General features: G+C 58.6%; 25 protein-coding genes. 8 read left to right on the top strand and 17 right to left on the bottom strand.

Annotation, left to right across the window (positions count from 1 at the left end; genetic code table 11):
• Nucleotides 1-6: 6 nt before the first annotated feature.
• The 8 genes from NF685_RS12150 to NF685_RS12185 all read left to right on the top strand — a co-directional run bounded on the left by NF685_RS12150 (nucleotide 7) and on the right by NF685_RS12185 (nucleotide 9,092).
• Nucleotides 7-1,218 (top strand): aspartate aminotransferase family protein, encoded by a 1,212-nt coding sequence (locus NF685_RS12150; protein ID WP_252849857.1) that lies wholly within the window; start codon nucleotides 7-9, stop codon nucleotides 1,216-1,218.
• Nucleotides 1,215-2,204 (top strand): ornithine carbamoyltransferase, encoded by a 990-nt coding sequence (gene argF, locus NF685_RS12155; protein ID WP_222548375.1) that lies wholly within the window; start codon nucleotides 1,215-1,217, stop codon nucleotides 2,202-2,204. Before NF685_RS12150 ends, argF begins: the two co-directional genes overlap by 4 nt.
• Nucleotides 2,205-2,251: 47 nt before the next feature.
• Nucleotides 2,252-3,199, top strand: coding sequence for an Hsp33 family molecular chaperone HslO (gene hslO / locus NF685_RS12160; RefSeq protein WP_252849810.1), 948 nt, complete (start codon nucleotides 2,252-2,254; stop codon nucleotides 3,197-3,199).
• Nucleotides 3,196-4,206 (top strand): hypothetical protein, encoded by a 1,011-nt coding sequence (locus tag NF685_RS12165; protein ID WP_252849811.1) that lies wholly within the window; start codon nucleotides 3,196-3,198, stop codon nucleotides 4,204-4,206. Before hslO ends, NF685_RS12165 begins: the two co-directional genes overlap by 4 nt.
• Nucleotides 4,207-4,233: 27 nt before the next feature.
• Nucleotides 4,234-5,097, top strand: coding sequence for a hypothetical protein (locus NF685_RS12170; protein WP_252849812.1), 864 nt, complete (start codon nucleotides 4,234-4,236; stop codon nucleotides 5,095-5,097).
• Nucleotides 5,098-5,246: 149 nt separating this feature from the next.
• Nucleotides 5,247-5,939: a gluconate 2-dehydrogenase subunit 3 family protein gene (locus NF685_RS12175; protein ID WP_252849813.1), complete on the top strand. Its 693-nt coding sequence runs from the start codon at nucleotides 5,247-5,249 to the stop codon at nucleotides 5,937-5,939.
• Nucleotides 5,940-5,985: 46 nt separating this feature from the next.
• Nucleotides 5,986-7,764, top strand: coding sequence for a GMC family oxidoreductase (locus tag NF685_RS12180; RefSeq protein WP_252849814.1), 1,779 nt, complete (start codon nucleotides 5,986-5,988; stop codon nucleotides 7,762-7,764).
• On the top strand, nucleotides 7,764-9,092 hold the full coding sequence (locus tag NF685_RS12185; protein WP_252849815.1) for a c-type cytochrome: 1,329 nt from the start codon (nucleotides 7,764-7,766) through the stop codon (nucleotides 9,090-9,092). Before NF685_RS12180 ends, NF685_RS12185 begins: the two co-directional genes overlap by 1 nt.
• A gap of 41 nt (nucleotides 9,093-9,133) precedes the next feature.
• On the opposite strand, the gene NF685_RS12190 is transcribed toward NF685_RS12185, so the two are convergent.
• The 17 genes from NF685_RS12190 to NF685_RS12270 all read right to left on the bottom strand — a co-directional run bounded on the left by NF685_RS12190 (nucleotide 9,134) and on the right by NF685_RS12270 (nucleotide 23,613).
• Nucleotides 9,134-10,390: a glycine-rich domain-containing protein gene (locus NF685_RS12190; protein ID WP_252849816.1), complete on the bottom strand. Its 1,257-nt coding sequence runs from the start codon at nucleotides 10,388-10,390 to the stop codon at nucleotides 9,134-9,136.
• Nucleotides 10,390-11,049 (bottom strand): hypothetical protein, encoded by a 660-nt coding sequence (locus NF685_RS12195; protein ID WP_252849817.1) that lies wholly within the window; start codon nucleotides 11,047-11,049, stop codon nucleotides 10,390-10,392. Before NF685_RS12195 ends, NF685_RS12190 begins: the two co-directional genes overlap by 1 nt.
• Nucleotides 11,049-12,284 (bottom strand): hypothetical protein, encoded by a 1,236-nt coding sequence (locus tag NF685_RS12200; RefSeq protein ID WP_252849818.1) that lies wholly within the window; start codon nucleotides 12,282-12,284, stop codon nucleotides 11,049-11,051. Before NF685_RS12200 ends, NF685_RS12195 begins: the two co-directional genes overlap by 1 nt.
• Entirely contained in the window at nucleotides 12,284-13,426 is a 1,143-nt protein-coding gene (locus NF685_RS12205) for a baseplate J/gp47 family protein (RefSeq protein ID WP_252849819.1), read from the bottom strand. The genes NF685_RS12200 and NF685_RS12205 overlap by 1 nt, the downstream gene beginning before the upstream one ends.
• Nucleotides 13,427-13,465: 39 nt before the next feature.
• A complete protein-coding gene (locus tag NF685_RS12210) occupies nucleotides 13,466-13,840 on the bottom strand; it encodes a phage tail protein (protein ID WP_252849820.1) in 375 nt (124 codons plus the stop codon).
• Nucleotides 13,837-14,487 carry a baseplate assembly protein gene (locus NF685_RS12215; RefSeq protein WP_252849821.1) on the bottom strand — a complete coding sequence of 217 codons (651 nt, stop codon included), beginning with the start codon at nucleotides 14,485-14,487 and terminating at the stop codon, nucleotides 13,837-13,839. The genes NF685_RS12210 and NF685_RS12215 overlap by 4 nt, the downstream gene beginning before the upstream one ends.
• A gap of 10 nt (nucleotides 14,488-14,497) precedes the next feature.
• Nucleotides 14,498-15,565, bottom strand: a complete 1,068-nt coding sequence (locus NF685_RS12220) for a hypothetical protein (protein ID WP_252849822.1) — start codon at nucleotides 15,563-15,565, stop codon at nucleotides 14,498-14,500.
• Nucleotides 15,562-15,768: a hypothetical protein gene (locus NF685_RS12225; RefSeq protein WP_252849823.1), complete on the bottom strand. Its 207-nt coding sequence runs from the start codon at nucleotides 15,766-15,768 to the stop codon at nucleotides 15,562-15,564. Before NF685_RS12225 ends, NF685_RS12220 begins: the two co-directional genes overlap by 4 nt.
• A gap of 48 nt (nucleotides 15,769-15,816) precedes the next feature.
• Nucleotides 15,817-16,686, bottom strand: coding sequence for a hypothetical protein (locus NF685_RS12230; RefSeq protein WP_252849824.1), 870 nt, complete (start codon nucleotides 16,684-16,686; stop codon nucleotides 15,817-15,819).
• Nucleotides 16,687-16,696: 10 nt separating this feature from the next.
• Nucleotides 16,697-17,434 (bottom strand): hypothetical protein, encoded by a 738-nt coding sequence (locus NF685_RS12235; RefSeq protein ID WP_252849825.1) that lies wholly within the window; start codon nucleotides 17,432-17,434, stop codon nucleotides 16,697-16,699.
• Nucleotides 17,435-17,955: 521 nt separating this feature from the next.
• Nucleotides 17,956-18,279, bottom strand: coding sequence for a hypothetical protein (locus NF685_RS12240; protein ID WP_252849826.1), 324 nt, complete (start codon nucleotides 18,277-18,279; stop codon nucleotides 17,956-17,958).
• Nucleotides 18,276-18,701, bottom strand: a complete 426-nt coding sequence (locus NF685_RS12245) for a hypothetical protein (protein WP_252849827.1) — start codon at nucleotides 18,699-18,701, stop codon at nucleotides 18,276-18,278. The genes NF685_RS12240 and NF685_RS12245 overlap by 4 nt, the downstream gene beginning before the upstream one ends.
• Nucleotides 18,702-18,704: 3 nt before the next feature.
• Complete coding sequence (locus NF685_RS12250; protein WP_252849828.1) at nucleotides 18,705-20,195, bottom strand: phage tail protein; 1,491 nt, start codon at nucleotides 20,193-20,195, stop codon at nucleotides 18,705-18,707.
• A 16-nt stretch (nucleotides 20,196-20,211) separates the two neighbouring features.
• Nucleotides 20,212-21,201 carry a hypothetical protein gene (locus tag NF685_RS12255; protein WP_252849829.1) on the bottom strand — a complete coding sequence of 330 codons (990 nt, stop codon included), beginning with the start codon at nucleotides 21,199-21,201 and terminating at the stop codon, nucleotides 20,212-20,214.
• Between the two features lie 2 nt (nucleotides 21,202-21,203).
• Nucleotides 21,204-21,791 (bottom strand): hypothetical protein, encoded by a 588-nt coding sequence (locus NF685_RS12260; RefSeq protein ID WP_252849830.1) that lies wholly within the window; start codon nucleotides 21,789-21,791, stop codon nucleotides 21,204-21,206.
• Nucleotides 21,792-21,841: 50 nt separating this feature from the next.
• Complete coding sequence (locus NF685_RS12265; RefSeq protein WP_252849831.1) at nucleotides 21,842-22,261, bottom strand: hypothetical protein; 420 nt, start codon at nucleotides 22,259-22,261, stop codon at nucleotides 21,842-21,844.
• Nucleotides 22,258-23,613, bottom strand: coding sequence for a DUF4043 domain-containing protein (locus tag NF685_RS12270; RefSeq protein ID WP_252849832.1), 1,356 nt, complete (start codon nucleotides 23,611-23,613; stop codon nucleotides 22,258-22,260). Before NF685_RS12270 ends, NF685_RS12265 begins: the two co-directional genes overlap by 4 nt.
• Nucleotides 23,614-23,618: the final 5 nt, after the last annotated feature.

Genomic DNA, 23,618 nt, shown 5'->3' on the forward strand with positions numbered 1-23,618 from the left:
ATCGCCATGATTTCCGCTCTGATGCCAACATTCAAACGAGTCGACCTTGCTTTCGAGCACGGTCAGGGCGCTTGCTTGTATACGGCTGACGGGCGACGATTTCTCGATTTCGGGGCAGGTATAGCCGTTTCGTCTCTCGGCCATGGTCATCCCAGTCTGGTCAAGGCCATTGCCGATCAGGCCGCACGCGTCATGCATGTGTCCAATCTCTACCGGATTCCGCAGGCCGAGACGTTGGCGGACAGGCTGGTCGCGCATTCTTTTGCCGATAGCGTTTTCTTCTGCAACTCGGGCGCGGAAGCCAATGAAGGCATGGTCAAGATGATCCGCAAGACCCAGTCGGGTCGCGGTCATCCCGAGCGCACACGCATCATCTGCTGCGATGGCGCCTTTCATGGCCGGACGCTGGCCATGATCGCAGCAACGGGCAATCCGGCCTATCTCGAAGGGTTCGGCACACCTGTCGACGGCTTCGACCATGTTCCTTTCAACAACATGAATGCCCTGCGTGCTGCCATCACCCCGCAGACTGCAGGCATCATGCTCGAACCGATCCAGGGTGAGACGGGCATCAAGCAGGCCGATCCGCAATTCATGACCGGGCTGCGTCAGGTTTGCGACGAATTCGGCCTGATTCTGGCTCTCGACGAGGTCCAGACCGGTATGGGGCGCACGGGCAATCTGTTCGCTCACGAAGCCTATGGCGTAACACCCGATGTCATCTCCGTAGCCAAGGGCATTGCTGGTGGTTTCCCCATGGGGGCCATTCTCGCCAATGAAGAGGTTGCCTCTTCAATGGGCGCTGGCTCGCATGGCACGACATTCGGTGGCAACCCTCTGGCCTGTGCTGCGGGCAATGCCGTGCTCGACGTCATTCTGGCCGACGGTTTTCTCGACCATGTGGCCCGTACAGGCGAGGCTCTTGGCGAAGCCCTCAATGCGCTGGTGCAGGCACACCCGACCGTTTTCGAACTGGCGCGCGGCAAGGGCCTGATGTGGGGGCTGAAATGCCGCCTTCCTGTCGCCCTGGTGCAGGCACGCGTGATGGAAGAAGGCCTGCTGACCGTCACGGCAGGCGAGAACGTGCTGCGTCTTCTGCCTCCCCTGATCGTCACAGCCGAGGAATGCCGCGAAGCCTGTGCCATGCTGTCGCGTGCAGCACGCGCTCTGGAAGCTGAAATGGAAACAAAGAACAAGACACTGGAGAGCCAGGCATGAGCAACGGCACCGATCACTCCGCCTCTTCGGCAATCCGTCATTTTCTGGATCTGCGCGATCTCGATTCCGCAACGCTGCGCGATATCATCGATGTCGGGCGGGCGGTCAAGGCGATGCAGGATAACCGGCGCGTCCCCATGCACCCCGATCATCCCCTTGCCGGGCGCAGCATGGGTCTGATGCTTTCCAAGCCCTCGACGCGCACGCGTCTCTCATTTGAGGTTGGCATGCGCCAGCTCGGTGGTGACGTATCCGTTCTCTCACCGACCGACATGCAGATCGGTCGTGGCGAGAGCCTGGCCGATACTGCACGCGTGCTGTCACGCTTTCTGGATGTGCTGGTGGTCAGAACCGGCGAGACGGCCATGGTGGACGAGCTGGTCCGCTGGAGTTCCATTCCGGTGGTGAACGGTCTGACGCCTGATTCGCATCCGGTGCAGATCTTGGCCGATATCATGACCTATGAAGAGCATCGCGGCCCTGTTGCGGGCTCTCACTGGGCCTGGATCGGCGACGGCAACAACGTGGCCGTCTCGCTGATCGAGGGGGCCGTGCGTTTTGGCTTCTCACTCACTCTTGCCACGCCTGAATCGATGAAACCCAGACAGGAAGTTCTCGACTGGGCCGCATCGGAGGGCGGCAGGATACGCCTTGTGCATGACCCTGTTGAGGCTGTGCGCGATGCATCCTGCGTCGTCACCGACACATGGACAAGCATGTCGGATTCTGAATCGGCAGCACGCCTTGAAACGCTGCGTCCGTATCAGGTCAACACGGCCCTGATGCAGAAAGCAGCCCCCAATGCCCTGTTCATGCACTGCCTCCCTGCCCATATCGGAGAGGAAGTGACCGAGGACGTCTTCGAAAGCTCCGCTTCGGTCGTATTCGATGAGGCCGAAAACCGTCTTCATGCCCAGAAGGGCCTGCTTCTGTGGGTTCTGGGAGGCACGAACTGGCGGGATTTCGGTAAACCTGCCCGCCCCTGAGGGGGCCGGGTCTGACCCGCAGCCAAGAAGCAACCGACGAAACGACGATGATCGAGACACCTGCCTTTCTGGATACACAGCGCCCCGAAACCGTGCCCGACCTGGTCGTATCCCACGGAATAACGCCCTTCCATCTGGCCAATCGCCCGGTGCGCGGGCGTCTCGTTCGTCTGGGCAAACTGGCCGATATCATGCTCATGCGCCATGATATTCCCGATTGCGGTCGTCAACTGGCCGGAGAAGCCCTGTCGCTTGTTGCCGGGCTGAGCGCTGGTCTGAAATTCAAGGGATCCTTTTCCCTCCAGATCAAGGGCGATGGCCCGATATCGATGCTGGTGGCCGATTGCACCGATAGCGGTGAGCTACGCTTTTACCTGCGCGCATCCGGGGAACTCGAGCAGGCCCCGGCAAAGGCCCTGCTGGGTGACGGCTATTTTGCCTTCACCATCGATCAGGGTGCCCATACGGAACGCCATCAGGGCATCGTGGCGCTTGAAGGCGAAAATCTGGCCGATATGGCCATGCATTATTTCAATACCAGCGAACAGCATCAGTGCTGGATGCGTCTCTATTGCGAGAAGACAGCCGATGGCTGGCAGGCAGGCGCCCTCCTGCTGGAAAAAATCGCCGAAGAGGGCGGTATCGCCCGGAAAGATGCTGAAGGTGCCGGCACCGGCACTGACGGGGCTATCGACGAGGATAGCTGGGAAACGGCCTGTATTCTTGGCAATACGCTGACCAGCGCAGAACCCTTCGATCCCACCCTGAGTGCCACGACCCTGATCGAACGACTTTTCGGCACGCAGGATGTCCTGATAGACCGCCCCCGTGCGGTCAGTCTCGGCTGCCGGTGCAGCCGCGCCAGACTTGCCAGTGTCCTCGCGACATTCCCCGATGATGATCTCGATCACATGGCTGAAGACGGCCAGATCACCATGAACTGCGAGTTCTGCAATGTCGGGTTCAGTTTCGACCGTGCCGAGATTGCGCGATGAACCCTGCCGAAGCCTTTCTCGATACGGCAACCATGGACGGCGAGAAAATTACCTCGCTTTACGACCAGTGGGTAGCGAAAGATGTCGTGTATCTGGCTGACGACATCATCTGTCTGACATTGCAGGATGCCATGAGCGGCCGTCAGGCCGTCTGGTATTTCGATGAAAGCCGCTCTTATTGCGGCTCTCATATCGAGGTTGTGCAACGCCTGCAGCCAGCGGATATCCTGACCACGGTTTCTCCATGGTTCGACACGCTGGCACGTCACGCGCTCAGCGCCTCTCCGGAACCTCTTCCCGATGCCCGCCCCATCCCGCTTTTTCTGGCGACGCAGCTTGCGGCTGCCTGGTCGGTACGCATGATGGGCGATCTGCGTCAGCTGCAGACCGCATTGCTCGAACAGAACAAGGAAGTCGCGCGCATCGACGATGCCGTCCTGTCATCGCGCAGGATACGCCGCCTGCTCGGCACGCGTGTCGGGCCGGAAAGCCTGGTTGTGCTTTCGCCGTTCTCCGACGCACCCTTGCGGTCCCAGATTTCTTTCGTCGTCGATCACCAGCTGATCCATCGTTTTTACGATACAAAGCATGATTGCTGTTTCTACCTGTCCTGGTGGGAAAAACAGCTCGACCAGCAGCCGGGCTTTTATTGCCCCAAGGCCAATATCCTTATCAGCGATGATGGAATGGCAGGCATGTTACCCTCTCTCATACTGGGCTGGTATCTCAGCAATCCGGATCATGTTGGGGCGATCGAAGCTGCACAGGCTTTCGAGGCGCGCGATTACGGGTTGGGTCAGGCATCGTCCCTCACCATCGATACGGTTGAGGATAAACCCGCTCTGTCTTCTGCACCCTCTGCCTCCTCGGCAGATATGATTTCCGAATCATGGGCGTTCCTGCACCAGCATCATCCGGGCGACGATCCTGCACCGAGTCATAAAAACGATCACAAACCGTCAAGCGGCCTGCTCGGTCGTCTTCGCTCTCTCGTGAAAAAGAAATAACATCCGCCGCATTGTCAGGAGCAGGTCATGTCACGAGTCCGGTCTTTTCTTCGTTTCGGTTCAGTCTGTCTGGTTCTGGGCTGCGTTGCGCCCGTCCTGACCGCCTGTGGAGGCAGCGAGCCGCAAAGCTTTGCCCCGCTGGATTACAGCTATCTCAGCAAGATGCATCTCAATGTCGCGCATCTCGAAATCGTCGATTCTGCGCCGCCGGGTAGCGTGCCGGGCGATATCTCGGGCAAAGCCCCCACCACGCCCCAGCAGGCGCTCGAACAGATGGCCCGCGACCGCCTGATTGCCAGCGGATCGGAAGGGAACGGCACGTTCACGATCACCAAGGCAAGCATTCTGCATGCTCCGGGCGGTACCCTGCTGGGCGAACTCGAAGCGCATGTCGATGTCTCAGCCCCGGCGGGCGGTCGTGCAGGCTACGCGCTCGCTCATATCACACGCAGCCTCAACCCGGGCGACAAGGATCCGGAATCGCGCGCCGTACTGTACGATCTGACAAGCCAGATGATGCAGGACATGAATGTCGAGCTGGAATTCCAGATCAAGAAATCGCTGCGTGACTGGCTGGTCGATGCCAGTGGCGCACCGCTGGCCGGCGCGATCCAGCAGCAGAATATCGGGCCCGGCGCACCTGTCGCTGCCCCGGTCAGCAGCGCAGTTGCTGACACGCCTGCCGCATCGTCGATCTCGACCGCTAATGCCCCGATTGCATCGGCAGCAGCCACCACCGCACCTGCTGGCGATACGTCAGCAATCAGCAATGCAAAGCCGCAGGAGCCAGACGCCATATTCCCGCTTGGCGATGACACCAGTGCCCCAGCCGCTCCAGCAGTCAAATCGCCTCAACCCGGGGTTCTCACCCTGCCTGCCGGTCATTCCTGAGCAGTCATGGTCAAACCGCCTGCCTCGGTGTGGGCGGTAAACACCGGTAACCAACAGAATGCCGCTTGCATTTCCACCGGCAATCGCGAAGAACGATCATCGACCCATATGATGGGACATCCATTCCGTTGTTCCGTCAGGAGAACAGGTTGAGCGCGCCATCGCCTTCACGCAGACGTTTCGTCCGCAATGCCGCCGGAACAACGGCTTTCTTTCTTCTGGCCGGACAGGAATTTCCTTTCCCGGCCGTTGCCTCACCCATGCCAGACCGCAAACCCGCTTTCTTCTCTCCGGAAGAATTCCGGTTTCTGGATGCGGCCTGCGAATGCATCTATCCCCATGATGCACTCGGCCCCGGCGCCAGCGCACTGGGCGTGGCCTATTTCATAGACGGACAGATGCAGACCCCCTATGGCCGGGGAGAGCTCTGGTATATGTCCGGCCCGTTTCAGGAAGGCCCGGCAAATCTGGGCTATCAGCTTCCACTGGCACCCTGTGATCTCTACCGTCAGGGGATCGAGGCAGCCGATCACTATGCCCGTACCGAGCGCGGCAAAACCTTCGCCGATCTCACGCCTGAGATACAAGTAGAGCTGCTGACCGCCTTCGAGGGCGGTGCAGTCAATTTTCCGGCCTTCAATGCGCGTCTGTTTTTCGAGCAGCTGCGTACCAATACGCTCGAAGGCGTTTTTGCCGATCCTGCTTATGGTGGCAATCTTCACATGCAGGGCTGGATGCTGCTTGGCTTCCCGGGCGCACGCGCCGATTTTATGGATTGGGTCAACCAGGAAGGTGCAGCTTATCCTTTCCCTCCCGTATCGATCGGCGCCCGGAAAGCCTGATTCTTTTTTTGATGCCTGATGTTTCATTGTACCGAGTGCCAAACGCATGACTTCAAAACGGACCGACGTTGTCATCATTGGAGCTGGCTGGGCCGGCGCCATCCTCGCCAAAGAGATGCGCGAGGCAGGACGTCGGGTCGTCATGCTCGAACGCGGGCCAGAGCGCAAAACAGCCGATGAAGGAACATATCCGGGTTCGATCGATGAATTACGTGGTGCAATACGTCACCGTCTTTTCCAGAACCCGGCCAAGACAACCGTCACCATACGCAATACGATCAACCAGACTGCCCTGCCCTACCGCCAGCTTGCTGCCTTTCTGCCGGGTGAAGGGGTCGGGGGTGCAGGTTTGCACTGGTCGGGCGTGCATTTTCGCGCCGCCCCTGACGATCTGCGTCTGCGCAGTCATGTGATCGAACGCTATGGTGCAAAATTCATTCCCGAGACCATGAATCTTCAGGATTACGGCGTCACCTATGAGGAGCTGGAGCCGTTCTTTGACAAGGCGGAGAAAGTATTCGGCACCTCAGGCGAGGCCTATAAAGTTAATGGTCAGGTAGTCGGACAAGGCAATGTGTTCGCGCCATCGCGTAGCAACCATTTCCCGCTTCCCGCCATGCAGGATGTATACACCGCCAGTCTTTTCAGAAAAGCGGCTACCGAGTCCGGGTATCACCCCTACTCCCTGCCAGCAGCCAACGCATCAAAACAATATACCAATAGTTACGGTCTACAGATGGGCCCGTGCAATTTCTGTGGATATTGCAGTGGTTATGACTGCTATATGTATTCAAAGGCCTCGCCGAACATCAATATCCTGCCCGCCTTACGCAACGATCCAGAATTTACCCTCATCACCGATGCCCATGTACTGAAGGTCAATCTGGACAGCGACCGACGCCAGGCCACAGGCGTAACCTATCTCGATCAACGCGCGCAGCGTGAGGAAACGATCGAGGCCGATCTGGTCATTCTTGCAGCATTCCAGTTCCATAATGTTCATCTGATGCTGCTTTCGGGTATCGGCACGCCCTACGATCCGATCAGCAATACGGGAACGATCGGCCGCAACTTCGTCTATCAGACGATCACCACTTCACATGCCTGGCTATCCGAAACGCAGTTCACCAACCAGTTCATCGGCGCAGGTGGGGCGGGGGTCGCCATCGACGACTTCAACAGCGATAATTTTGACCACGGGCCGCTCGGTTTTATCGGGGGATCGCCTGTCTGGGTCAATCAGGCTGGTGTCAAGCCCATTGCAGCCGCCATGACGGGGGGCGGAAAATCCGCGCCACGCTGGGGCGCAGGATACAAGGCCGGACTCGTCGATACCTATCGTCACTCGCTTGCCATGGATGCGCATGGCAGCAACATGGCCTATCGCGATGTCTATCTCGATCTCGATCCAACGTGGAAAGACAGCTACGGCCAGCCTCTGCTGCGCATGACCTTCACCTGGAAGGAAAACGATATCCGTATGAACCAGTATGTGGTCGGCAGGATCGAACCGATCATGAAGGCGCTCGGCGCAAAGCGCTATGAGCTCGGCCGACTGGAGCATGGAGAGGCATTCGATACGCGGCGTTACCAGACGACCCATCTCGGCGGCGGTGCCGTTATGGGAACCAGCCCCAAAGACAGCGCCTTGAACCGCTATCTGCAAAGCTGGGACGTGTCGAATGTCTTCGTCATAGGCTCGAATGCATTCCCACAGGGCATGGGGTATAATCCCACAGGCACTGTCGCTGCGCTCGCCTATTGGGCTGCTTATCACATACGCACGCATTATCTTTCAAAGCCCGGCCCCCTGGTCTCCCTCTGATGCGCGGCTTCCTGCACAGCCGCGTCAAGCGCGGCCTGGTCCTCGGCCTTCTGGGCATCCTCGGCTCACAGGCAGCAAAGGCCTCCCCGCAATCCGATCTTATCGACAAAGGCCGCTATCTGGCCGCAGCGGCCGATTGCGCAGCCTGTCATACCCACGACCGGTCAGCACCTTACGCCGGTGGCAACCCGTTCGTTCTTCCGATTGGCACGCTTTACGCACCTAACATCACACCGGATAAAATGCATGGCATTGGCAATTATACCGAGGCCGATTTCACGAATGCGCTCCGAAAGGGGATCGGTCGCGATGGCAAGCCGCTTTATCCGGCCATGCCCTTTCCCTCATATGCCCGCATAAACGATAGCGATATCCACGCGCTCTGGACCTACTTTCATTATGGTGTCGCACCTTCCACCAAGGCCACACCGCACAACACGATAGCATGGCCACTTTCCATACGCTGGCCCATGACACTCTGGCGCCTGAGCTTCGCCCCGACGCCAAAAGCCGCTCTCGCCAACGCTGAGCGCTTTTCTTCTCCTGATATCGCCCGGGGCGCCTATCTTGTGGAGGGCATGGGACATTGCGGTGCCTGTCATACCCCGCGCGCATTGACCCTGCAGGAAGAAGCACTTTCCAGCGATCAGGGCGCCAGCTTTCTGTCTGGAGGTGCTGCCGTCGACGGATGGACCCCAATCAATCTGCGCGCTGACAACCGCACGGGGCTCGGACGCTGGAGTGAGGATGACATCGTTACCTTCCTCGCTACCGGGCGCAATCTGCACGGATCGGCCTTCGGGGGCATGAGCGATGCGATCGCGCATGGTACGCAACATCTGACCGATTCAGACCTTCACGCCATAGCACGCTACCTCAAGACATCGCTCCCGGCGCACAAGAACGAATCCCCTTGGCAATACGATCCGGCAATTGCCGATGCGCTGCATCATGGCAAGCTGCCCAGTCCCGGCGCGAAGGTCTATGTCGATCGCTGCGCCGCCTGTCACAGGACCGACGGGCATGGCTATGCCCCCGCCTTCCCTCCCCTTGCGGGCAATCCCACCCTGATGGACAAGGATCCGGGGTCGCTCATTCTGATCGTCCTGCGAGGGGCAAGTGTCCCAGCTACAGCCAAGGCGCCGTCATCTCTAACCATGCCGGGATTTGACCCTATTCTCTCCGATCGGGAGATTGCCGATGTCGTCACGTTCATCCGTCAGAGCTGGGGCAACAACGCTGCTGCCGTCTCTGTCGATCAGGTCAGGTCATTCCGTAGCCAGAATGCACGCTGGATCAAAGACACCGCATCCAGCCCTCTGAACTGATCCCTGCAATTGCACCGGATCCGAACCTCCCGGGCGCGGTTCTATCTCAGGAAACGATAAACGACGCAGCCTTGAAAACCGCGCCCGCCCGCCGTGCTTTCCCCGACGGCACGGGCGGCATAAGCGCCCCCTCCACCGGCCCCGTATTTGGTCGCCGTTATTCCCAGCTGGTAACCAGCCTTACCTGCGCCGCCCCAGGGTCCTTCACTGCCATTTCCGGCAAAAACCAGCGTTCCGTTCTGGCCATCGCTGCCTGCACCGCCATTCTGGTTCCACAAACTCCCTCCGTCAGCGCCCCCACCGCTGCCACCGACAGAAATCCGGGCGCTCGAAAACGCACCGGGCCGACCGCCCTCGGCGCTGAGCAAAGGCTGACCACCATAGGTCACAAAGCTTGCTCCGCCGGACTGATCGGGACCGCCCCCCAATCCGATCGTGATAGAAAGCCTGTTGTCTATGCCCGGATCCAGCGCATAGATCCCCCAGGCATCCCCGCCGGCCCCACCACCTGCACCGGAAAATGACCCCGCTTCCGGTGAAATGGCTGTGCATGATGCGCCTCCCCCCCCAGCCCCAACGGCGCGCAGCTCGATTTGCCGCGCCCAGTCGGGGATGGTCAGAATACAACTCGTAGCGCAGATTTCAGGCGGCTGTGTGATCTGCTGGGCGAAATCCTTGGTGGCAAGCTCCGTCAGATCTGGCAGGAACGCAGCCCCCGGCTTAACGACGAGGCCACCCAGATTATCGACCGTGGGGGGTACGTCCAGGCTGTACAATGCAACCACAACAGCGCCCGCAACCACCGGCGCGCGCGTTGCGACATCGAAAGCGATCCGTCCGGTCCTGCGCGTAGGGAGCGACTTGCCGCGATTATCCGGCCCCGCCATGGTCTGATCGGGCTGATCGGCATTATAGAATGGCAGAATATCCGGACAGTCATCCGTCTCGCTACAGATGGCATAAACGGTCAGTGCTGCCCCCGTTACGGGTACCGGAACATGCAATGTCTCATCGTGATGAAACAGACATTGCGTCCTGGCTGTGTCAGCCTCAAGCCCGGCCGTGATACTGCCTATATGCGCCGCATCGACCATATAGGGGGCAACAATGGTTCCCGGTCCGATCGCAAGAGACAGATCTGTGGATGAAGGCTGACAGGCAAGCCCCGCAGCCATGACTGTCTGACGTCCAAGGACAATCTCGGCCAAACGACCGATGCCCTCCTTCGCGTAACGGCCAAGTCTCAGCAGATCCGTGTCGAAAGGTACGGCACCCGCATAGATAATCGGTCGGTCCATTACATTTCCACCCTTACCCAGGCCGTGACACCGCAGGCTTTGACAGCACACAGCGCAGCATGAAGAGCCCGCTGCTCGACAGGCTGTTTGGGATAGATCTCGATCATGAACTGCCCTCCCTTTGTCGATCCGTAGCGGCTTTGCGCAGCGCCATATCCGCCGGCCCTGCACCAAGCGCCGCAGTCACGCACCGTCATCGGTTCGATAATGCGTGGGGGCGCCCCCGCAAGCTCGGTAACCGCCTGCACAACGGCTTGCCGTGTGTTGCGTTGTGCGTTCAGCCGTTCCACCATGCGCCGACGCAGACGCGTATCTCTTTCGAGCGGCAGGCGTATCGGCCCGGCTGCGCCAAAATAGTCTTTCGCTGCCATGTCGAGAAACGGTCCCGATGTCGTGCCCATACGGGTCTGTGCGCGCACTACGATCATCAATGCCCATATATGGGCCAGCACAGAACCAAATCCGGTCAGAAGCGCCTGCAGAACGGGCGCATCCTCGACCTCATCCCCACGATAGGCGGGAAACCATCCCTGCGGCAGAAGCAGGCGGATACGACGTGCAAAATCACGCGCTGTGCCTGGTGCAATACCAGTATCGTAAAGCGTCTTGCGATCGGTCGCCTGCAAGGCAGAAAGATCGCCGTCTTTCAGAACAGCCATCAGCCCCCCACCTGCTCGACCGAGAAAAGCGGAACGCGATAATCCTTGCCATTGACATTGAGATGCAGAAATCCTCCCTCAGCCGAAAGCGGCACAGCACCGCCGGGGCTGGCAACAGGGGAAGACATCTGGATTTCACCCCCCTCAGCCGGATAAAGCCCGAGATTGGGAGACCCTTTCTCACCTTTTTGCACGTAGATTCCAGCTGCCGCGAGCCCGCTCCCTGCCTGCACATTGAGCGTATTGGTCGGCATCGTATTGGGTGAAATCGAGAACAGCAGGTTCCCCGTCATGTTCGTGACAAGCAGCCCGTCATCGGAAAACTGCACACGCTGCCCGTTATCCGTGTGTGCCACGGTCGAAAAAAGCATGGCTCCCGCATCGAGACCCTGCACATTCTCGCGCGTCTCGGGTGTGCGCCATTCGATACCCTGATTGCGCGCCATGGAAAGAGCATTCCCATAGCCGCCATCCTCACCGTTCGTCCCCGTCAACGCCGTGTTGCTGAAAAGGATGCCCGTTTTCCAGGAATCAGGATTACTCACGAAAACGATCCCGGCCTCGCAATCGGCCGTACCCTCGGTCTGGCCGCCACCTGCACCGATCTGGATTGCATAGGTGCCGCCGCCGCAATTGGGATGATACGGTGTCGACATGCCATGAGCCGCACCGCCAAGATTGACGGCTTCGAGTTCCATGACAAAACTGGGCTGATAATTGACGCCCGGCATGCGCCAGGCCTCCCCGTAATAGGCATAGGCCGTCGTCAGGGTCGGGTTTGTCGTATCATCGGCAATTCCCCATGACGCCACACCGATGGAACTTGGAATATGCCCCAGCTTGCTCCGCGAGTTCAGTGCATCCGAGGTGCGTGATCCTGCAACGAAGCCACTGCACCCGAAGCGGGACAGTGAGGCAGCCTGGGCATTTTCCAGCGCCCAGGGACCGATGGATGTCGTTGCCATGAGCGCTGAGAGCCAGTCCTGACGCGCAACGTCGCGTGTATTGAGCGCAGGGTAATCCGAGGCGGCACCGATAAAGAACCTGTCACCGAAACGACTGACCTTGGCGCCTTCCTCAGCAAAAAATTCCCCACTGGGTGGTGAATCGGCAGGCGCACCGGCAATCTGACTCGCCGTGGCATTAAGCGTTTCCACACCACTCGGCGTTGCGACCACAAGAATTTCCGCCCCATCGATCGCGGGGATAGGGAAATAACTGTTGAATTTCGGCATTACCCCTCCTGAACGATCTGTACGGAAATCATGCCTGGCAAAAGCGACTGACGTGCCTGCCCGGGAACATCGTTCTGCGCGCCGTCGAGACTGATCTGTGTCACGGTCGTGACAGCCTCTCCGGCCGCTGCATAAGCAAGATAGGCAAGGCGACTGAACGCATAACCACCGCCTATGCGGGCCGCACGAATATCCTGGTCTATGGCAGCCATGACAGCCGTCTGTACGCGCGCAGCATCTGCATCCTTCACGATATGCACCGTCATGGCGATATCCAGCGACAGGATGAGCGGGCGCTGCACACTAAAGCCAACGCCGAGAGCCTTGCAGTTCTCGACCTGTGCATAGACCTGGCGCAATACCGGCTCCGGCACCCGGTCGCTGCCATCGTCGACGACAACCGTGAAATATCCGGCGCGAGACGCTCCATCCGGCGTCTGACCGTCAAAAACCGCGTAAGCCAGATTATTCTGTACGCCCGCCACCGCGTTTTCAATGGCCCCACGCGAGGCGCTGGCCTTCGCTGCCAGCCATAACGGAAAACGTGCGCGCAGCTGGGCATCAGTTTCCTGATCCGACCCATTGGCAAAGGCTCGTGGATTGGTCACGATGTCGATACCTGCAACCGAAGTACCCATCAGGGAAATGGCTCCGACCGGCACATTGCCCTGCACGCCCTCCATGAGCGCCTCAACCGGCACGGTCACAGATGCCACGCCGGCCGGTCTGATATACCCGCCCGTCTCATGCGACCACTGTTCATGGGCCTCATCGGTCACAACCTGAAAGGTCGTGGCCGATGCCGTGCGCACCAGCACGCCAGGCCGGATCACCGCAGAAATATCACCATAGGAAAAGCAGGTCATCGTCACCGAACCGAGCGACCGGACACCGGGCAGACGTGTCATGCCGAAATCACCGACGAAACTGTCGCAATCCGCGCCCACCGATGTCGCCAGCCGCGTCCTGCACAAAATCTGTACCAGAATATACTGTAGCCATAAGCCAAGCGCCGAAACGCTCTCAATGAGCGCTCGACCCGGTGTCCCTGTGGCCAGTGTAAGTTTGCCTGTGCAACTGGCCTGAGCGGTCGCAACAGCCGTTTGCACCAGAGTGGAGAAAGAACGCAGGGATAACGACATGATCGTTCCAGTGCTGAGCCGACATGAGCCGAGCTGCGCTCAGATCGTGCCATCCTGATTGAAAATCACTGTTTGGCTGCCCGACATGTCCACTCCGGTATACGAGATCGTACAGAGGTACATGCCCGGGGTCTGGGGGGTGAGCACAACCATTACCGGCTGGTCCTGATCGATCCCGGCTTCAAGAGCGAGCTGACGCACGATCAGCCCGCGTGTCTCGTCTTCAGCAATAGGCATACCGATACGCGACGGCAGGCCAGCTCCATAAGTCAGGTGCCAGAGATACGCCTTCGGATTGGTGCAAAGACGGCGCAATACGGACTGACGTGTCAGAAGCGCATCCGAGGCTTCGCGCAATGCGCCATTTTCTTCGCATTGCAGATCCTCTCCGAAATAATGAAAGAAATCGCTCATCCCACGGCCTTCCCGGTCATGCCGTTCGCATAAGGATGAACATGCTCTGCCAGACTGTGCATATCGGTGCGCACATCGCCGCCAGAGACGAATACATCCCCTCCCGAGACGCGAACACCCGCGCCCGAGACGGAAACACCTTTCCCGTCAAGCGTCAGCGATACATCGCCAGCATGAAACTCGATCGAGGTCTTTCCGATAAGACAGCGCAGGGATCCCGCGCCAAAAAACAATCCGTCGCGCCCGATATGAAGCCAGCCGCCACTATCGCTCTGCCCCGGAGAGTCCCTGTCCGATGTCCCGCACCCCGCTCGTACGAGCATTTCACCTGGCTGCGCCACTTTTCCGGTCTGTGGAGAAATTGCAGGTCCCGCAACCACATCGAAAACAACCGAGACGATCACGAAAGTTTCCCCATCACCCTCGACGGGCATCAACAGAACCTGCGTCCCTATGGCGCAAGGACATGAAATACGCAGGTCACCCGCCTGTGCCAGGGCTGCATCGGGTAACCACCCGGTTTCGATATCGTCGGGTTGCAACCGTACCTTGACGGCGTGACTCGATGGATCGACGGCAGAAACAATGCCGTGAATGGCATGCGCGGTGCGTGTCTGATGCGCAGCAACCCAGAGCGGGCTCTCCATGAGACCTCCCTTAAAAGATACGATCCCGCAATGTTACATCCTGCCGATATCCATTGGTCAGATCGAAAAAATGCTCTACCGCATCGACCGAAAGCGTCCTCGAACGCTCCATCGCGGGTTTGTCCAGCAGCATGAAATGACGCGGTTTGAGCCCGATCATTGCAGGTAATGATACCCGTGCCTCGACAGCGTGAGAGACGATCCGCTTATGCTTGCCCTCAGCCAGACGTCTGACATCTTCCATACGCTGTCCGGGACGGCGAAAAGTATGCAGTGTTACGCCGGACACTGGCGGCTCGGCGGTATAATTCTTTCCATCGAAATAGATTTCGCTTTTCGCGCGCTGCCGCGAGTCCCACGAACGCACACCGACAACAACGCTGTTTTCCAGTCCCAGATCGTACCGGCACGAAGCCAGGCGTACACCCTCTGGTTTGAAAATCTGCGACATCTCGGCAGAAACGGGCCGTTGCAGCTGTAGCGTCCGCCCGTTCATGCAGCATTCATAGCCATGATCGCGCGCGAGCGAAAAAGCCAGATCGAAAGCCGTCTGGTATCGATGCTGCGTGCTCGCCGAAAGCCGCCTGTGCTCCAGCTGCCAGAATTGACCGCAATACAGGCTATCCCCCGTCGGATAGGCCGCCAGATCGGACTGGAACGCAAGGCCTGCCTCCTGCACAGCCTGCTGCACGATTTCCAGAGCAGTGCGGTTGCTCCATGATGACGTCATGCGCGTATCGAGCAGATAGGCCATATAATCCCGGCATTCGAGACCGAATGAAGACGGATCGTCCCCAAGGGTGACGGCATCGAGGATACCGTTAAAAACGGTCGTCCATCCCGACTGGGGCAGATTGTCATCGCACACCTGAATCATGATATCGGGTCGATCATGTCCGGTGCGTCCATCCAGAGAAGACAGAAAACCAGCTCCATCGCGAATGGCAACCATGAGATGAGCCGTGTCGCAGCGCTCGTAACGATTGCAGTCGATATGAAAGCCGCAGACATACACGCCCTGACGGCATGCGCCGTCGATTAGCAAACGCGCTTTCCAGCGCCTCATACTGACCGTCATGTTTCCGGTACGCCTCCACTTGCCTCGATCAAGTCAGCACTCGGCAATTCGATCTGCACAGGCACTTCGAACCCGGTCAGATCGGGATCCGTCATGACGTTGCGCTCGGCAATGCGCCACCACTGCATTGCATCGTCAAAATAACGCGCTGCCAGATGGAACAATGAAATGTCGTCCGCCGTAACCTGAATTCTCACAGACATGCTTTCCGCCCCCCTGCGTTCTATCCGCCTCGCTCACTCCGGAGCGCATCAATCGGACATCAGACTTCGAGCTCGTCTGGCATAACTCCCAGCCTCCACAGCGATAACCGCTACACCGGCATTCCGGGACAGCCCGAGCAGATCGCCCGCATCGCTCGGAGACGCGTTATCGAGTGCATCCCCGGCATCTTCTCCAGCGCGCATCAAATCTGACATGGCCGCAGACAGGGGGCTGGACACGGCAAGCGCTGCGGTGGGTACACGCGACACGGCTGACGCCGTCTGCCAGAGCGCACTTGCCTTGCCCAGCGCAGCCTGCGCCTGAGCTACTGCCCCGCCTGCACCAAGGCTCTGCGCCACCGGTGCGATCTGGCCGGCAAGAGTAGAAATCATGGTCGTTCCGATCCAGCCAGCCTCGGTCATTTCAGCAAGCCGGTCAGTGATCGCCCCCAGACCTGCCCGCAGATCAAGATCGATACCCTCGCCTGCGCTCGCTCCCTGCGACAAGGGAACGACCTCGCGCTCCAGCACGAGACGATAAGGGCATATCGTGCCACGCGCCTGGTATGCCCAGGAAAACTCGGCAATCCAGACATCGGCAGCAAGATCGGCAACGGAAAAACTCAGCACACGTGCGGCCTGCCTCATCGCCTCCACACGACGCGCACGTCGTGTCGCCAGGGGACCGATAAAGCGCCCACTCAAGACAAGACGCGCAGGATCGTTCCCTACCGCGTCGATCACACGCCCTCCACCGAGAAGTCGATGAACCACGAGAATCTGCTTGCCACCCATCACAAGTGTATCCGGCACTTCCGGCCCACTCAGGACAAGATCACCCAGTGTCACAGGCGTTGCCCGGTCGAGTTGCCCTATCGCACCGAGAGCATTCTCGACATCGAGAAGCGATCCACCCATAGGCTCCCCTTCACATAAAACCGACACTCAGATTCGGATACTGAGGCAGGGCGATTTCATCGACCATGGCCCCTTGCGCACGCATCGAGACATGGCAGGATCGACCGATTGAAGCAAAAAGCGGGCTGTCAGAAGAAAAATAACCCTCCACGTCGCCAGATATCGAATTACGCGGGCGACCCTGTGTTTCTGGGGTTCCGGCATCCATTTCCGCCCCCTTCGATGCAGGAGAGATATGGGGCGGCACAGCGACAAATCCGCGCGACATCGGCACTCCCGGGAAGAATAATTTAATATTATTCTTTGTTTGCAACAAATGCCCGGGGCGTGGATGCAGCACTTTTTCGGCTACCGGATCAAAGCGTCCTGTCCGATGCTGCCCCGCACACGGATAGTCCGATCCTTCCAGTCCGACCGAACCCTTCCCAATGGCGCGTCGATCCGACGATGCATCATGTCCCGGAACGACCAAAACCTGGCTCATCCGGGCTTTTTTCGTTGTCGTCAGCATGTTTGCCGATTTACCGGCCAACAGATTATCCAATCCACGCCGTACTTCATTCCTGCCGGAAGGTCCAATGGATCTGGATCCTCCTTTTCTGACAGTCAGCAATGCAGATCCGGCCTGCAAGCCTCCGAAATGCGCAATTTTCTCCTGAAAGACAGGAAGGCAGACAGATCGCCTGTAAGGCTGCAGAAGCACCGTGTCTCTATGGCCTGTTCGTGCGTGCGCTGCGACAACACTCATCGATAAATTCGATGTCGATCGCATCGGATATACGTCAGGCATTTTTCTATCCGAGCGACCCTTGCCCAAAGCGGGCGACAACGTTGCAGCCTTTCTCCCCCCCCCACACGACACCCCATGATCATGGACCCGGAACATTCCCGTATCATGATTATATGCCCCCCCTGCGGATGCACCTCTCCAGGATTTCAGGAATTTATTCGCCGTCAAGAGGCGATCTTGCCGAGCCCCTGGAAGTCGGAGGCGAAAAGGAGGAACGAAAGACGAGAAACGAAGCGCCGTCTTACCTGACAAAACCGGAAACCGCGCAAATATTCCTGCATCCATCACGCTCCGCCCTTTCCCGATAATGATTTATGCCTCTCGGTAACACCGCTGCCCCCAGTCGAAGACATATCCCTCCATCCCGGCAAGAGTGATACAGGCCGCTATGCGTCGTGCATGTGACCACCTCATGACCACTGACCATGGCACCCCGTTCTTTGCGAGATAGAGACTTTCTCGAAAGTCGGGGTGCCCGATCAGTTTTTTGCCGTTTCCAGTATGGCGTCTTCCTGCATGGCTTCATCGGCAAAGAGATTCTGGAGCGCCGCAACACCGTCATTGCCGATACGCCGTGCAAGCTCCCTTATTTCTTCTTTCGTATTCGGCATCTGCACGGGCACAGCATCGATGGCGCGTACCGAACAGATCATCTGTGCGTAGGCCAGCCAGGCCGATGCAGATGGTCCGGAAACCGCACTGCCAGCAGCCTCGATAAGATCGAGCATATCGCCCGGATCGAGTTCACGCAGGCTCAGTCTGCGCCCTGTCCCGATATCCAGTATTTCAGGCAGCATGGTCATGAAATTCTGCTCCGCAAAGAAGCGTAAAACTGGACATGCTGATGAATCATGCCCTCGGCCTGCCAGCGATCCGTCTTGAGCGACAGGGATACACCGCTATATTCCCAGGTGGTCGTCGTTCCATCCGGTTCACGGATATACTGATAAAGCGTCCCGCTACCGATACTTCCGGCATTCCAGAACGCAGCCTCGATTGCCGCGACAAGGCTGTCGAGATTGGCATTGGCACGGGCAATGGTAAACACGCCGCGCCAGCCGCTCGGCGTATTGAATTCGACCGGCAGACCATTCAGCGGTGTTGCCCGCTGAATAATGGTGTGCTGTTCGGACTGGAAACCCGTCACGTCACGCAAATCGATGCGCGATCCGTTCCACAAAAGGGTAATCCGACAGTCCCGGCCGATGCTATAGGGGTTGGCCATGGTTCAGACACTCCCGCTGGCAGTGCTGACGCTGACCGACGCGCCTCCCTGCAGATTGATAATGAATTTCTCGTTGATCCCCTGATACTGGACCTGCACGTCGGCCTGCACATAGCCAGTGGCAATGCGATCCGTCGGATTATTCGTCGTATCGCACACGACGGCATAAGGCAGCCTCCCGCCCGTCACGCCCAGAATACCCTGCGACAGCAATCCGGATAAAAACCCGAGCAGTGAGGCGCGTATATTGCCGAAAAGCGTGTCGTTGATCACACTGCCGACATACTGTCCCATCGTACCCTGCAAAGCGCGGGCCAGATAATTGGTCAGTCTCGTATAGGCATCGCTTTGTACGCTGGCATTTTGTGCGGTGTTATGCCCTGCCCTTATCGACCAGTATTGCCCACCCGGAGACGGGTTGCAGATCACATCAATCCCGTTCTCGATCAGCAATCCAAGCTCAGCCAGCGTATACCCGAAACGTGTTGCTTCAAGACCGTTTTTTTGGCTGCCGACAATACCCGACAGAGGTTTGTTCAGCCCTGACTGCTCCGGAGAAAGCGCGGCCAGTTTACCGGCTGCAAAAAGAGCCGGATTGACAAGCTGCAGACCGAGCGTGTCGTCATTCCACCACAGCCAGTCGCCATGCATGTATTTCAGCGCATGAGACCACAATCCAAGCGCATTCTTGACCTGCACCGCCTGTGCAGGACTCTCGCCTTTCGGACCGGCAGCAATCATGTAAACGCCCTCATCCCGACCGAAAGCCAGCATGGCTGCCATGACTGTCGTATCGCCCAGCCCTGCCAGCGTTGCCACGGCACACCCCTGACTCGTCAGGGCATAAAGACCGGTTCTGACATCTGCAGATCCGATAAAGCGCTCGGGTCTGGGGTCGGCGCCATCGCTACCGCCCCCAAGTCGCACAGAACCTGTATCGGTGATCGCGCTATCGCCAGACAGATCGACCCGTACAAGAGCACGCGTATCACTGTTCAACGCATCCTGAAGGCTACTCCAGTCCGATCCTGTATAGGCTGTAACGCCCAGTTCTTCATGCGAGACAGTGAGCACATACATGCCTTCGCGATAATTCTGTCGCGTGAGGGTCAGCGTCAGCCCGTTTCCTGCCGATCCCGTATAACGGGCCGTGAAATGGGCATTACCCAGACTTCCCTGTGCTGCCGTATCGGCACCGTCCGTCACCCGGACAAGACAGAACTGGCTAGCCCCCTGATGCAGGGCAACATCCACCGCTATATTGAGGTTATTGGGCGTGGCGCGCTTGCCTGCGAACACTTCGCGACACTGCGCCAGAGAACCGATGACTGTCGGCACGTCTTTTGGGCCCCATGAAGCCGTTCCGACAATACCGAGCAACCCGGAAGAGACGCTTGAAACAAGAAGCGTTTCAGGCTGGGCAATCTGGATATACAGATCCGGCACAGGAAGCGCCGCCGTATTGAGGGCACCATTTTGTATGAGTTGCGGCATAAATTATCCTTTTTCGTTAGGAAATGCCTCCTGCAGAAGATGGCGACCAAATGACCGTGCCATCGGAATCGACGCACCAGTCCCGATAATCCATCGGCATATCCTGTTGGGCAGAAAGCCGTACAAGCGTATCGACGGGGATTTCGGATCGGTCATTACCCGGCGTGACGCCCAAGGGCTGGATCGATCCGGCCGTTCGCAACCAGCCGCCGCCTGCAATCATCTGAGGCGTCCAGTCCGTTTCCCACCGATCCCATATGACCCTGACCCGGATATCGCGACGAAACAGGATCTGTGTCTGTATCTCGTCATGCTCTTCTTCCCCGTCGAAAATAATCTGGGCGCATCGCCCATCGGGAAGATCGAGCCAGTCTTCCGGCAGGAGACGGTCGTTCAGCAACGTCCCAAGAGCCGTGCGCATGGTGCGTCGATCCGTCCATATCGACAGGCGAAAGCTCTGGCTCTGCCTGCTGGCAAGACGCGTCGATCGGCCATAACCCGCCACCTGTGCTTCCAGACGACCCGAAGGGACGCGCAGTACCGACCCATCCGCCCTCGCGCCGGCAAATACCTTGCAGAATGCCGCTACGACATCCTCCGGCGTTTCTTCATCCTGCACGACCCGGTATCCGGAAAAGGTTTTCCCGTCTCCTCTCTCCCAGAAGATACCGACAATACCCGGCGCAGCCCTGGGCGATAATCGCCGGATCGACAGTCCCGACACGACAGGACTGACCTCCATGACGGGCGGAAGACGAAAATCCTCGCTCCAGTTCCGTCCGAGCGGCGTGGCAAGACGCTCATATCCCACCGTCATCGGGGTGATCGTGACATAGGAAAAAGCCTCTCTCAACGAAGGCGAGGCAAACAGATCCGACGGCATCAGTGCTCCGGCACGGAAAATGACAGCCTCTCCGGACCAGCGCATATCGCTCTGCGCGATCTGCCGCATGCGTGCGGCACAGCACAGGGCAAGCCCATGGGTGATCAAGGTTGTCCCTCCCATGATCAGACCTGCTGCATACTGAGAACGGCGCGGAAACCGCATTCAGAACGCTCGACGGCATCGATCAGATAACGGGCACCGATTTCGTCCGTAACCTGCATGTACGGCATGAGACAGAACCCTGGGAGCAGGGGGAGGTGAAGCATATAGCTCCCCGATCTCACGGCCCCAGGCATGCCACTGCGACGGTCGTCTCCCTTGCCTGTCAGGCGCAGGCTTGCAGGGCAACGCGCCACATACAGGCCCTCCGCCCCGCGCATTCCTGTTACGGACACGAGCCGGTTGCAGCAAACGAGCAAAGCCGGCCGTAACGGTTCTGTTTGGGCAACAAAATAAAAACAGTCATCCTGCTCGAAAAGATCGCCTGTGCGTAACGCCGCATCGCTGATCCCGTAGGCCATGGCCTGTGCCCATCCACGCGGTCTGCGCAGGCGAAATCCATGATCGAGATCGACACAGAGACAGGACATACCGCATGGCATGGAGAGGGGGGAAAGCGGGTCGACCAGACGATAATGGCGCGCCTTGCGGCCCAGTTTTCGCGCCACCTTTGCAAAGCTGAAATCGACTTTTTCCTGTATCGCTTGCATGAGGGTCCTCCTGCTCCCTGTCGCACCCCAAGCTGGCGAAAGGGCGTTTATCAGATTGCGATACCGCCTCGCTCCTGAAGGTCGCGCCCCGGTGGAACACCGAGAAAGCTGCAGACACGACGTCTCCACCAGTCGAACAGACACACACGTTCGGTCAGCTCACGCGTATTGCGAATCCAGACCGATGCGGCCTGTGTATCGAGCGCGTCCGAAGCATGCAGAATTGCCTGCTCCATCTGGGCAAGTGTTTTCAGAAAATAGCGCAGTCTCTTCCGTTCCACGCCCGAAAGCGTATTGAGACGGAATTCGAGCACCCCCGCACTCTGGAAAAAGCGCCAAGAACTCTCGCCGCTCGCCTCATCCCCTAAAGCCGCGTACCCGCAAAAACGCCGGATCTCGGCTTTCTCTTCGTCGTCAAGCACCTCACCGGATGGTGTCGGGCCACACGCCGCCAGACACCCGTCGCTCATGCGGCATCCGTACCGAGACTCTCGATCACCACGCCGCGCTTGAGATAGGCATTGGTCGCCGTAGGAATGATCGACGCATTGGCCGTCACATCGGTGGGCAGGGCAAACCCGCCGATCCAGTACCACGATTGCGCGATAATCTGCTTCAGGCGATCGAGCGGCTCACGCGTCACCATTGCCACACCGTCCACAATCTCGATCAAGGCGCGTTCCGCGTCTGGAATGTCGGAATGCCCGACACAGGCGCAATCTCCCTCGATCAACGCTCCCTGTCCAAGCAAAAGGGCACGATGGATCGCCCCTCCACCAAGAGAGGCCTGCTGCGGAGCCTCAGTCGTCGGGACGAACCGTACACCCAGGAGCTCGATCACCTGACCGGATCGGTACTCTTCCGAACCATAAGCGCCACGATAGAGATATTTGAAATCGGCATCGCGAAACAGCGAAAGAAGCTGCAGATCGTCGAGATAGCAATTATAGGCGCCATCGATCATCGGCACATTGTTGCGCCTCAATGCCGCCACACCGGCCAGAACATGCTGTATACTGAGTGTATCGCCATCGTCCCTTCTCAGATCGGCCGTCGTACGCTTGCCATTGGGTCGAAGCACGAGCGGCGCCGTCGAGGCGATAACCGCCATTCCGGCCGTCGCATCCGCTACGGACACAGCCGAAGAAAACAGCAGCTGACCGGACACGCCGCCGGGAGCCGTCGAGATGTTCGTCGCATCCGCCGTGACCCCCACCAGGGTATAAACGCCACTTCCCACCGTAACGGTCATACCGGAACTGGCGCTCACCGGCCTTACTAGACCGGACACGATCACGAACTGGAAGCCGCGTATATCATCCACGGCAATCGAACTCGCCTTGGCCGATGCCGAGACGCTCACGCGGGTATTGCCTCCGAGATAGCCGCCCACGCCACCAGGCACGCCCCCATACAAGGCATTCCGCGCCAGACGATCGAGCGATTGCATCGCCTGCATGCCGTTCGTCTGCGCATTGGCGAGAAACTGCGAGGCAATCCCGACGCCGGTCGTGACCATATTCAGATCGATCGTATCGCCATACTGATTGATGCTGAGCGTGTATTGCTCGATCGACCAGCCGCTCGGAGACAGTCCGTTATCGAAATTCGTATTGCCGGAGGGCTGCAACGGGGTTGTCACCGGAGCCTTGAGGCTTTTGCGTGTCTTTGTCAGCGTCTCGCCGATCGCGTTGGGAAAAACCTCCCGATCCGCAATGGCCCGAAAGCCCAGACGGGCATGAAGCCCGGTCTGGAATTCCCGCGCCAGAAAGCCTTGCTGAATGGCCGCACGAAGCTGCTCGGGAAAATTCTCTATACCCATCAATA

This window comes from Asaia lannensis NBRC 102526 (assembly GCF_024054035.1).
In the GTDB taxonomy this organism is placed as follows: domain Bacteria; phylum Pseudomonadota; class Alphaproteobacteria; order Acetobacterales; family Acetobacteraceae; genus Asaia; species Asaia lannensis.

Excerpts from the sequence above, each read along its gene's own strand:
- NF685_RS12150 (WP_252849857.1), top strand. The coding sequence starts at position 7 with ATGATTTCCGCTCTGATGCCAACATTCAAACGAGTCGACCTTGCTTTC.
- argF (WP_222548375.1), top strand. The coding sequence starts at position 1,215 with ATGAGCAACGGCACCGATCACTCCGCCTCTTCGGCAATCCGTCATTTT.
- hslO (WP_252849810.1), top strand. The coding sequence starts at position 2,252 with ATGATCGAGACACCTGCCTTTCTGGATACACAGCGCCCCGAAACCGTG.
- NF685_RS12165 (WP_252849811.1), top strand. The coding sequence starts at position 3,196 with ATGAACCCTGCCGAAGCCTTTCTCGATACGGCAACCATGGACGGCGAG.
- NF685_RS12170 (WP_252849812.1), top strand. The coding sequence starts at position 4,234 with ATGTCACGAGTCCGGTCTTTTCTTCGTTTCGGTTCAGTCTGTCTGGTT.
- NF685_RS12180 (WP_252849814.1), top strand. The coding sequence starts at position 5,986 with ATGACTTCAAAACGGACCGACGTTGTCATCATTGGAGCTGGCTGGGCC.
- NF685_RS12185 (WP_252849815.1), top strand. The coding sequence starts at position 7,764 with ATGCGCGGCTTCCTGCACAGCCGCGTCAAGCGCGGCCTGGTCCTCGGC.
- NF685_RS12190 (WP_252849816.1), bottom strand. The coding sequence starts at position 10,390 with ATGGACCGACCGATTATCTATGCGGGTGCCGTACCTTTCGACACGGAT.
- NF685_RS12195 (WP_252849817.1), bottom strand. The coding sequence starts at position 11,049 with ATGGCTGTTCTGAAAGACGGCGATCTTTCTGCCTTGCAGGCGACCGAT.
- NF685_RS12200 (WP_252849818.1), bottom strand. The coding sequence starts at position 12,284 with ATGCCGAAATTCAACAGTTATTTCCCTATCCCCGCGATCGATGGGGCG.
- NF685_RS12205 (WP_252849819.1), bottom strand. The coding sequence starts at position 13,426 with ATGTCGTTATCCCTGCGTTCTTTCTCCACTCTGGTGCAAACGGCTGTT.
- NF685_RS12210 (WP_252849820.1), bottom strand. The coding sequence starts at position 13,840 with ATGAGCGATTTCTTTCATTATTTCGGAGAGGATCTGCAATGCGAAGAA.
- NF685_RS12215 (WP_252849821.1), bottom strand. The coding sequence starts at position 14,487 with ATGGAGAGCCCGCTCTGGGTTGCTGCGCATCAGACACGCACCGCGCAT.
- NF685_RS12220 (WP_252849822.1), bottom strand. The coding sequence starts at position 15,565 with ATGACGGTCAGTATGAGGCGCTGGAAAGCGCGTTTGCTAATCGACGGC.
- NF685_RS12225 (WP_252849823.1), bottom strand. The coding sequence starts at position 15,768 with ATGTCTGTGAGAATTCAGGTTACGGCGGACGACATTTCATTGTTCCAT.
- NF685_RS12230 (WP_252849824.1), bottom strand. The coding sequence starts at position 16,686 with ATGGGTGGATCGCTTCTCGATGTCGAGAATGCTCTCGGTGCGATAGGG.
- NF685_RS12235 (WP_252849825.1), bottom strand. The coding sequence starts at position 17,434 with ATGAGTGTTGTCGCAGCGCACGCACGAACAGGCCATAGAGACACGGTG.
- NF685_RS12240 (WP_252849826.1), bottom strand. The coding sequence starts at position 18,279 with ATGACCATGCTGCCTGAAATACTGGATATCGGGACAGGGCGCAGACTG.
- NF685_RS12245 (WP_252849827.1), bottom strand. The coding sequence starts at position 18,701 with ATGGCCAACCCCTATAGCATCGGCCGGGACTGTCGGATTACCCTTTTG.
- NF685_RS12250 (WP_252849828.1), bottom strand. The coding sequence starts at position 20,195 with ATGCCGCAACTCATACAAAATGGTGCCCTCAATACGGCGGCGCTTCCT.
- NF685_RS12255 (WP_252849829.1), bottom strand. The coding sequence starts at position 21,201 with ATGGGAGGGACAACCTTGATCACCCATGGGCTTGCCCTGTGCTGTGCC.
- NF685_RS12260 (WP_252849830.1), bottom strand. The coding sequence starts at position 21,791 with ATGCAAGCGATACAGGAAAAAGTCGATTTCAGCTTTGCAAAGGTGGCG.
- NF685_RS12265 (WP_252849831.1), bottom strand. The coding sequence starts at position 22,261 with ATGAGCGACGGGTGTCTGGCGGCGTGTGGCCCGACACCATCCGGTGAG.
- NF685_RS12270 (WP_252849832.1), bottom strand. The coding sequence starts at position 23,613 with ATGGGTATAGAGAATTTTCCCGAGCAGCTTCGTGCGGCCATTCAGCAA.